The following is a 7187-nucleotide window of genomic DNA, read 5'->3' as shown; positions in this document are numbered from 1 at the left end:
GCACCCGCAGGCCGCGCGTTGCTTGAACACCTGGGGCCAGTGGAGCGGCCGGTTCATCTGCTGATGGATCGCGCTTACGAAGGCAATGAAACCCGCCAGTTGGCGCTCGATCTTGGCTTCGTGCCGGTGGTTCCACCCAAGTCCAATCGGGTCGATCCTTGGGAGTACGACAAGGAAATGTACAAGCGGCGCAACGAAGTGGAGAGGCTGTTCCGTCGCTTGAAGGGCTACCGACGGATTTTCACGCGCTTCGAGAAGCTGGATGTCATGTTCCTTGGCTTCCTCAGCTTCGTTCTGATCGTTGATGGGCTTCGGATGTGTTAACAGGCCCTAGGTCAGGACGTGTTTGGCGCCAAGTTACGTCTTTCCGGCGATCTTGTGTACGGACACAAGCATGTCTCGTTGACCGCTGCATTCGCCGATCTTGGCGACATCGCCACGCTTGCCGATCAGCGCGGCCCTTATCTCTCTTTGCAGGAGGCGTTCTGATGAACCGATGGCTGCGCTGGTCCTTGCTGTGTGTGCTGGGCCTGACAAGCGCCTGCGCCAGCACGCAACCGCGGCAGACGCTGTACGACGAGCTTGGCGGGCAAGCCGGCATCGAAGCGCTGGTGGAAACCATGCTCTCGCGCATCGCCGACGACCAACGCATTGTCGATAAATTCGCACGTGTCAATATCGTCATGCTCAACGAGCGCCTGGTGCAGAAATTCTGCCACCTCGCCGACGGCCCATGCCCGGACACCGCCAAGTCGATGCAGCAGGCGCACGCGCACCTGGCCATTCGCGAAGGCGACTTCAATGCCTTGGTCGAAGATCTGAACTGGGCGATGGATCAGCGCAAGATTCCGCGTCGCACGCAAAATCGCCTGCTCACACGGCTGGCAGCCATGCATGGCGACATCGTCAATCACTGAGAGCAGCGATTGTTTTCAGCGCTTGTGGTCAGGCGCGTGAGCCGATGCCGATTTTGACGGGCATGCGTTTGCATCTAAGAGCGGCTAACAAAACGTAGCGAGCAGTCGTCAAGTGGGTGCGGACGTAGCGCTCAGAACCGCAGTGGACGCGTGGTACATGCCGCTTCCGAGCACCGGCCGCGCCCGCCTGGCGGTGCGCAGTCGTTTTGCGAGCCGCTCTGAAATGATTTGACGCTCGATATATGCGCTTGCGTGGCATCGCACGCCCTCCGGGCGCCCAGGTTGAAGTCGGCCGCGAAGCGTTGCTGCGCACAGGCGATATCTCACGCACACACGGCCTGCTGCTGCCTTAATCCAGCGGTCGTACCCGATGCGAGCCGCGCGCCATCATGCGTAAGGCAAACGCATGCGGCAGCAGCCGCAGTGCGGCATTGACCAATCGGTAGCCCCAGCCCGGCACCGCCAGCACCTGGCCGCGTTCCAGTGCAGCGATTCCGTATTCCGCGACCGCGTCGGCCTGTAACCACGCCCAGGCGGGCAGGGCGGACATCGCGTCCCGGGTGCCGGTCACGTCGTGGAATTCCGACCAGGCAAAGCCCGGACACAGCGCACACACCTTGACGCCGCAATCGGCGTTTTCCAGCGCCAGTGATTCGCTGAAGCGCAGCATGAAGCTCTTGCTGGCCGCGTACAGGGTCTGCCTATCGGCGCTAGGCGACAGCGCCGCGAACGAGGCCACGTTGAGAATGCGGCCCTGGCCGCTGGCGCGGATCATCGGCAGCAGTCGCCAGGTCAGTTCGCACACCGCTGTCACCATGACCTGCAGAAAGCGCGCATGCGTGGCCCAGTCGTTATGCAGATAACGGCCCGGCACGCCGTACCCTGCGTTATTGACCAGTGTTCCCACGGTCCAGCCATTGCGCTGGATCTGCGTCGCCAGCGCTTCTGTCGCGGCCGGGTCGGCCAGATCGGCCGGCAGCACTTCCACCCGCACTGCGCTGCGCAATTGGTCGGCCAATCCGTGCAGTCGGTCCTCCCGGCGCGCGGTCAGCAGCAACGGCACCCCGCGTTTGGCGTATGCCCGCGCAATCTCGCGGCCGATGCCGCTGGAAGCGCCGGTGATCAACGCGAAGACAGGTGAAACGGACATGGCAGGTTCCTGCAAGGGGAGGGGTGAGAGATGTGGAGGATAGAAGTGTGCCGGTTGCCGACAGGGCATGGGCTATTCTGTCGCCTGTCTTCAACTCAGGAACCTGCGCCTGATGCGTCGAAAGATCGTTGCCGGAAATTGGAAGCTGCATGGCAGCCGCGCCTTCGCCACCGAACTGGTGGCCAAGCTCGCCGCGCACATGCCCCTGGAGGGTATCGACGTCGTCATCCTGCCGCCACTGCCTTACCTCGGCGACCTGATCGAGGATTTCGAGGCCCATCACCTGTCGTTCGGAGCCCAGGACGTCAGCAGCAATGAGAAGGGCGCCTACACTGGCGAGGTCTCGGCCTCGATGTTGGTGGATGTCGGTGCCGGCTACGGGCTGGTCGGCCACTCCGAGCGCCGTCAGTACCATCAGGAGAGTAGCGAGCTGGTGGCGCGCAAGTTCGCCGCCGCGATCCATGCCGGGCTGACTCCGGTGCTGTGCGTGGGCGAATCGCTGGAACAGCGTGAAGCCGGTCAGACTGAGGCAATCCTACGTGCCCAGCTCGAACCGGTCCTGGCGCTGGTCGGCAGTGCCGGTTTCGCGGGCGCCGTGCTGGCCTATGAACCGATCTGGGCCATTGGCACCGGCTGTACCGCCACGCCGGAGCAGGCCCAGGCCGTGCACGCCTTCCTGCGTGGCGAAGTCGCGAAGGCGGATGCTAGAATCGCTGATTCGTTGCCCATCCTGTACGGGGGCAGTGTCAAGCCCGATAACGCCGGCGAGCTGTTTGCACAGCCCGATGTCGATGGCGGGCTGGTCGGAGGCGCTTCACTGGTCGCCGAAGATTTCCTGGCCATCGCACGCGCGGCGGCCGCGTGCTAACCCATTAAGTTTTGTCCGGGGACGGATTTCGAAATGCTGATGTTGATCCTCAATGTGGTCTACGTGCTGGTCGCGCTGGCGATGATTGCGCTGATCCTGATGCAGCGTGGCGCAGGTGCGGCGGCCGGTTCCGGCTTCGGTGCCGGTGCTTCGGGCACCGTGTTCGGTTCGCAGGGTGCGTCGAACTTCCTGTCCAAGTCGACCAAGTGGCTGGCGGTGGTGTTTTTCAGCATCAGCCTGTTCATGGCGTGGTACGCCACGCACGGCGCACGTCCTACCGACCAGAACCTGGGTGTGATGTCGCAGTCGGCAATGCCGGCTCCGGCTGCCGCCGGCGAGCTGACCCAGCCGTTGCCGCAGGCTCCGGCCGCCGGTGCCGTACCGACTGCTCCGTCGCAGCCGTTTCCGGCCGCCGCGCCAGCGCCGTCCGCACCGGCGCAGCCGGCGCATGCAGCCCGCGAAGAAAACGCTTCAGAGCCAGCACAAAAACGCTGAAGCCGGTTACAATACGCTGCGCACTGGGATGCCCAGCGGCGCAACGTATGCCCAGGTGGCGGAATTGGTAGACGCACTACCTTGAGGTGGTAGCGACTTAGGTCGTAGGGGTTCGAGTCCCCTCTTGGGCACCATTGTTTGGCTGCAGTTCCTGCGCATCGCTTGTCGCTCGCGGGGGCTGCCTATACCCCATGCCGGCACGCGGCGCGTGCGGGCACAGGCAAGAGAGAATCGCTGTGCTGGCCGAATATTTGCCGAGTCTGCTGTTTCTGATCGTCGCCACCGGTATCGGTATCGTGCTGATGCTGATTGGTCGATTCCTCGCTCCGCGTACCCCGGACGCGCGCAAGCTGTCTCCGTATGAGTGTGGCTTCGAGGCATTCGAAGACGCGCGCATGAAGTTTGATGTGCGCTACTACCTCATAGCGATCCAGTTCATCGTGTTCGATCTGGAAATCATCTTCATCGTGCCGTGGACGCAGGTGTTCATGGAGATCGGCGCACGTTCGCTGGTTACCATGGGGCTGTTCGTCTGCATGTTGTTCCTCGGCTTTGTCTACGTGTGGAAGAAGGGAGCGCTGGAATGGGAGTGATTCAGACCCTGGATCGTCTGATGACCAACCCGATGCCTGAAGGCCGGGTGGAAGACATCCTGCGCCCGGAAGGCGAAAACCCGCTGCTCGAAAAGGGCTACGTGACCACCAGCGTCGATGCGCTGCTGAATTGGGCGCGCACCGGCTCGATGTGGCCGATGACGTTCGGTTTGGCCTGTTGCGCCGTCGAGATGATGCATGCGGGCGCCTCGCGCCTGGACCTGGACCGCTATGGCGTGGTGTTCCGCCCGTCGCCGCGCCAGTCCGACGTGATGATCGTGGCCGGTACCCTGGTCAACAAGATGGCTCCGGCGCTGCGCAAGGTCTACGATCAGATGCCGGATCCGAAGTGGGTCATTTCGATGGGCAGCTGCGCCAATGGCGGCGGCTATTACCATTATTCCTATTCGGTGGTACGCGGTTGCGACCGCATCGTGCCGGTGGACATCTACGTCCCGGGCTGCCCGCCGACCGCCGAGGCGCTGGTCTACGGCATCTTGCAGCTGCAGAAGAAGATCTGGCGTACCCAGACGATCGCGCGCTGACACCCGTCTTCTTCTACCGAGAGCAGCCAAGCCCCCATGGCAGAGCAAGCATCCTCCTTCACTGATCGACTTGCAGCACGTTTCGCCGGTGCGCAGATTGCCGTGGCATTGCCGCGCGGCGAAGTGACGCTGGAAGTCGCTGCAGCCGATTGGCACGCCACTTGCCTTGCGCTACGCGACGAGCTCGGTTTCGAGCAGCTCAGCGACCTGTGCGGCGTCGATTACCTCGGCTACGGCAGCGGCGAGTGGGATACCGCCGACGTGTCGTCGCAGGGGTTCAGCCGCGGCGTCGAAGGCAAGGCGGTCGGTCGTTTCGCCTGGGGTGAGTTCCCCAGCCAGGAAAGCTCCGCTGGCGCGCAGCCGCAGCAGTTGCCCAAGCAGCGTTTTGCGGTGGTCGCGCAGCTGATTTCCTACCAGCACAACCAGCGTCTGCGCGTGCGTTGCTATGCACCGGACGAACAGGTGCCGTTGGTGGCGTCGGTGACCGATATCTGGCCGGGCGTGAACTGGTTCGAGCGCGAAGCATTCGACCTGTTCGGCATCGTGTTCGATGGTCACCCGGACCTGCGCCGCATCCTGACCGACTATGGATTCGTCGGCCACCCGTTCCGCAAGGATTTCCCGCTGATCGGCAACGTCGAAGTGCGCTACGACGAAGAGCGCAAGCGTGTGGTGTACGAGCCGGTGACCTCGGTCGAGCCGCGCGTCGGCGTGCCGCGCGTGATTCGCGACGATGCCCGTTATGAGACTGCCGCTGGTGAAGTGGGCAGGTCGGAGACTGCCAAGTGAGTGAGTTCCGCCAGGCAACCGATGCCTTCGCGAGCAATCCTGCCGAAAGCAAGCAGGAAATCCGCAATTACACGATGAACTTCGGCCCGCAGCATCCTGCGGCGCACGGCGTGTTGCGCCTGATCCTGGAAATGGACGGCGAAACCGTGGTGCGCGCCGATCCGCATATCGGCCTGCTGCACCGTGGCACCGAGAAGTTGGCCGAATCCAAGCCGTTCAACCAGTCGGTTCCGTACATGGATCGCCTGGATTACGTGTCGATGATGTGCAACGAGCACGCCTACGTGCGCGCGATCGAATCTCTGATGGGAATCGAAGCGCCCGAGCGTGCGCAGTACATCCGCACCATGTTCGACGAGATCACCCGCATCAAGAACCACCTGATGTGGGTCGGTTCCAACGCGCTCGATCTGGGTGCAATGGCGGTGATGCTGTATGCGTTCCGCGAGCGCGAAGAATTGATGGACGTCTACGAGGCGGTCAGTGGTGCGCGTATGCATGCTGCCTACTACCGTCCGGGTGGTGTCTACCGCGATCTGCCTGATCGCATGCCCAGGTACAAGGAATCGCGTTGGCACAAGGGTGGGGCGCTGAAGAAGCTCAATGCAGCGCGTGAAGGCTCGATGCTGGATTTCCTTGAGGATTTCACCAACACCTTCCCGTTGCGCGTGGACGAATACGAAACGCTGCTGACCGACAACCGCATCTGGAAGCAGCGTACCGTCGACGTCGGCATCATTAGCCCGGATCTGGCACGTGCCTGGGGCATGACCGGTCCAATGCTGCGTGGTTCGGGCATCGAGTGGGATCTGCGCAAGAAGCAGCCGTATGCCAAGTACGACGCAGTGGATTTCGATATCCCGGTCGGCACCAACGGCGACTGCTACGACCGCTACCTGGTGCGCGTGGCCGAGATGCGCGAGTCCAACCGCATCATCAAGCAGTGCGTGAAGTGGCTGAAGGCCAACCCGGGCCCGGTCATGGTCACCAATTTCAAGGTCGCTCCGCCCAGCCGCGAAGGAATGAAGGACGACATGGAAGCGCTGATCCATCACTTCAAGCTGTTCAGTGAAGGCTATTGCGTGCCTGCCGGCGAAACCTACAGCGCGGTCGAAGCGCCGAAGGGCGAGTTCGGTTGCTACCTGATGTCCGATGGCGCCAACAAGCCGTTCCGCGTGCATCTGCGCGCGCCGGGTTTTGCGCATCTGTCGTCGATGGACGCAGTGGTGCGTGGCTATCTGCTGGCCGACGTCGTGGCGATGATCGGCACTTACGATTTGGTTTTCGGTGAGGTTGACCGATGAAGGCGACGGGTAATTTCGAAGCGGCGCGCGATGTTGATCCGCAGGTGGTGCTGAGCGACAAGACGCGCGCGCACATCGATCATTGGTTGGCCAAGTTTCCGCCCGATCGCAAGCGTTCGGCGGTGTTGCAGGGCTTGCATGCCGCACAGGAACAGAACCAGGGCTGGCTGACCGACGAACTGATCGTCGGCGTGGCCAAGTACCTGGAGCTGCCGCCGGTGTGGGCGTACGAGGTCGCCAGCTTCTACTCGATGTTCGAGACCGAAAAGGTCGGCCGCCACAACGTGGCGTTCTGCACCAACATCAGCTGCTGGCTCAACGGCGCCGAAGATCTGCTGGCGCACGCGGAAAAGAAGCTGGGCTGCAAGCTGGGTCAGTCGACGGTCGATGGCCGCGTCTACCTCAAGCGCGAAGAAGAGTGCCTGGCTGCCTGCTCTGCGGCGCCGATGATGGTCATCAACGGTCATTATCACGAGCACCTGACGAAAGAGAAGGTCGACGCGCTGCTGGACGGGCTGGAGTAAGA

The 7187-nt window shown here is 62.5% G+C and carries 10 protein-coding genes, 1 tRNA gene, 1 other RNA gene and 1 pseudogene; 11 read left to right on the top strand and 2 right to left on the bottom strand.

Going from position 1 to position 7187, the window contains the following annotated elements; translation table 11 throughout:
• The 3 genes and pseudogenes from WJW29_RS02560 to WJW29_RS02550 all read left to right on the top strand — a co-directional run.
• Positions 1-324 (top strand): transposase (locus WJW29_RS02560; protein WP_146768106.1); only part of this gene is annotated, 324 nt, incomplete at its 5' end.
• 66 nt (positions 325-390) lie between these two features.
• Positions 391-489: pseudogene (locus tag WJW29_RS02555) on the top strand (DUF3034 family protein); the annotation flags it as partial.
• On the top strand, positions 489-917 hold the full coding sequence (locus WJW29_RS02550; protein ID WP_011409063.1) for a group 1 truncated hemoglobin: 429 nt from the start codon (positions 489-491) through the stop codon (positions 915-917). The pseudogene WJW29_RS02555 and the gene WJW29_RS02550, both read left to right, overlap by 1 nt.
• Positions 918-999: 82 nt before the next feature.
• Here WJW29_RS02550 and WJW29_RS02545 read toward each other — a convergent pair.
• Both WJW29_RS02545 and WJW29_RS02540 read right to left on the bottom strand, forming a co-directional pair.
• Positions 1000-1076: non-coding RNA, sX9 sRNA (locus WJW29_RS02545), on the bottom strand.
• A 190-nt stretch (positions 1077-1266) separates the two neighbouring features.
• A complete protein-coding gene (locus WJW29_RS02540; protein ID WP_011409062.1) occupies positions 1267-2067 on the bottom strand; it encodes an SDR family oxidoreductase in 801 nt (266 codons plus the stop codon).
• A gap of 112 nt (positions 2068-2179) precedes the next feature.
• Here WJW29_RS02540 and tpiA point away from each other — a divergent pair, with 112 nt between their 5' ends.
• The 8 genes from tpiA to nuoE all read left to right on the top strand — a co-directional run bounded on the left by tpiA (position 2180) and on the right by nuoE (position 7185).
• A complete protein-coding gene (gene tpiA / locus WJW29_RS02535) occupies positions 2180-2935 on the top strand; it encodes a triose-phosphate isomerase (protein ID WP_011409061.1) in 756 nt (251 codons plus the stop codon).
• 33 nt (positions 2936-2968) lie between these two features.
• Positions 2969-3430, top strand: coding sequence for a preprotein translocase subunit SecG (gene secG, locus WJW29_RS02530; RefSeq protein WP_011259752.1), 462 nt, complete (start codon positions 2969-2971; stop codon positions 3428-3430).
• A gap of 49 nt (positions 3431-3479) precedes the next feature.
• Positions 3480-3564: transfer RNA gene (locus WJW29_RS02525), tRNA-Leu, on the top strand.
• A 102-nt stretch (positions 3565-3666) separates the two neighbouring features.
• Complete coding sequence (locus WJW29_RS02520; RefSeq protein WP_011409060.1) at positions 3667-4023, top strand: NADH-quinone oxidoreductase subunit A; 357 nt, start codon at positions 3667-3669, stop codon at positions 4021-4023.
• Positions 4014-4568 carry an NADH-quinone oxidoreductase subunit B gene (locus WJW29_RS02515; protein ID WP_010371165.1) on the top strand — a complete coding sequence of 185 codons (555 nt, stop codon included), beginning with the start codon at positions 4014-4016 and terminating at the stop codon, positions 4566-4568. Before WJW29_RS02520 ends, WJW29_RS02515 begins: the two co-directional genes overlap by 10 nt.
• Before the next feature lie 36 nt (positions 4569-4604).
• Entirely contained in the window at positions 4605-5357 is a 753-nt protein-coding gene (locus WJW29_RS02510) for an NADH-quinone oxidoreductase subunit C (protein WP_011259749.1), read from the top strand.
• A complete protein-coding gene (locus WJW29_RS02505; protein ID WP_011259748.1) occupies positions 5354-6661 on the top strand; it encodes an NADH-quinone oxidoreductase subunit D in 1308 nt (435 codons plus the stop codon). Before WJW29_RS02510 ends, WJW29_RS02505 begins: the two co-directional genes overlap by 4 nt.
• Positions 6658-7185, top strand: a complete 528-nt coding sequence (gene nuoE / locus WJW29_RS02500; protein ID WP_011259747.1) for an NADH-quinone oxidoreductase subunit NuoE — start codon at positions 6658-6660, stop codon at positions 7183-7185. The genes WJW29_RS02505 and nuoE overlap by 4 nt, the downstream gene beginning before the upstream one ends.
• Positions 7186-7187: the final 2 nt, after the last annotated feature.

The sequence above is a fragment of the Xanthomonas sp. JL1 genome, assembly GCF_038405005.1.
This window is presented reverse-complemented; position numbering and strand designations above follow the sequence as displayed.

Coding starts and splice junctions, on each gene's coding strand:
- WJW29_RS02550 (WP_011409063.1), top strand. CDS start 489: ATGAACCGATGGCTGCGCTGGTCCTTGCTGTGTGTGCTGGGCCTGACA.
- WJW29_RS02540 (WP_011409062.1), bottom strand. CDS start 2,067: ATGTCCGTTTCACCTGTCTTCGCGTTGATCACCGGCGCTTCCAGCGGC.
- tpiA (WP_011409061.1), top strand. CDS start 2,180: ATGCGTCGAAAGATCGTTGCCGGAAATTGGAAGCTGCATGGCAGCCGC.
- secG (WP_011259752.1), top strand. CDS start 2,969: ATGCTGATGTTGATCCTCAATGTGGTCTACGTGCTGGTCGCGCTGGCG.
- WJW29_RS02515 (WP_010371165.1), top strand. CDS start 4,014: ATGGGAGTGATTCAGACCCTGGATCGTCTGATGACCAACCCGATGCCT.
- WJW29_RS02510 (WP_011259749.1), top strand. CDS start 4,605: ATGGCAGAGCAAGCATCCTCCTTCACTGATCGACTTGCAGCACGTTTC.
- nuoE (WP_011259747.1), top strand. CDS start 6,658: ATGAAGGCGACGGGTAATTTCGAAGCGGCGCGCGATGTTGATCCGCAG.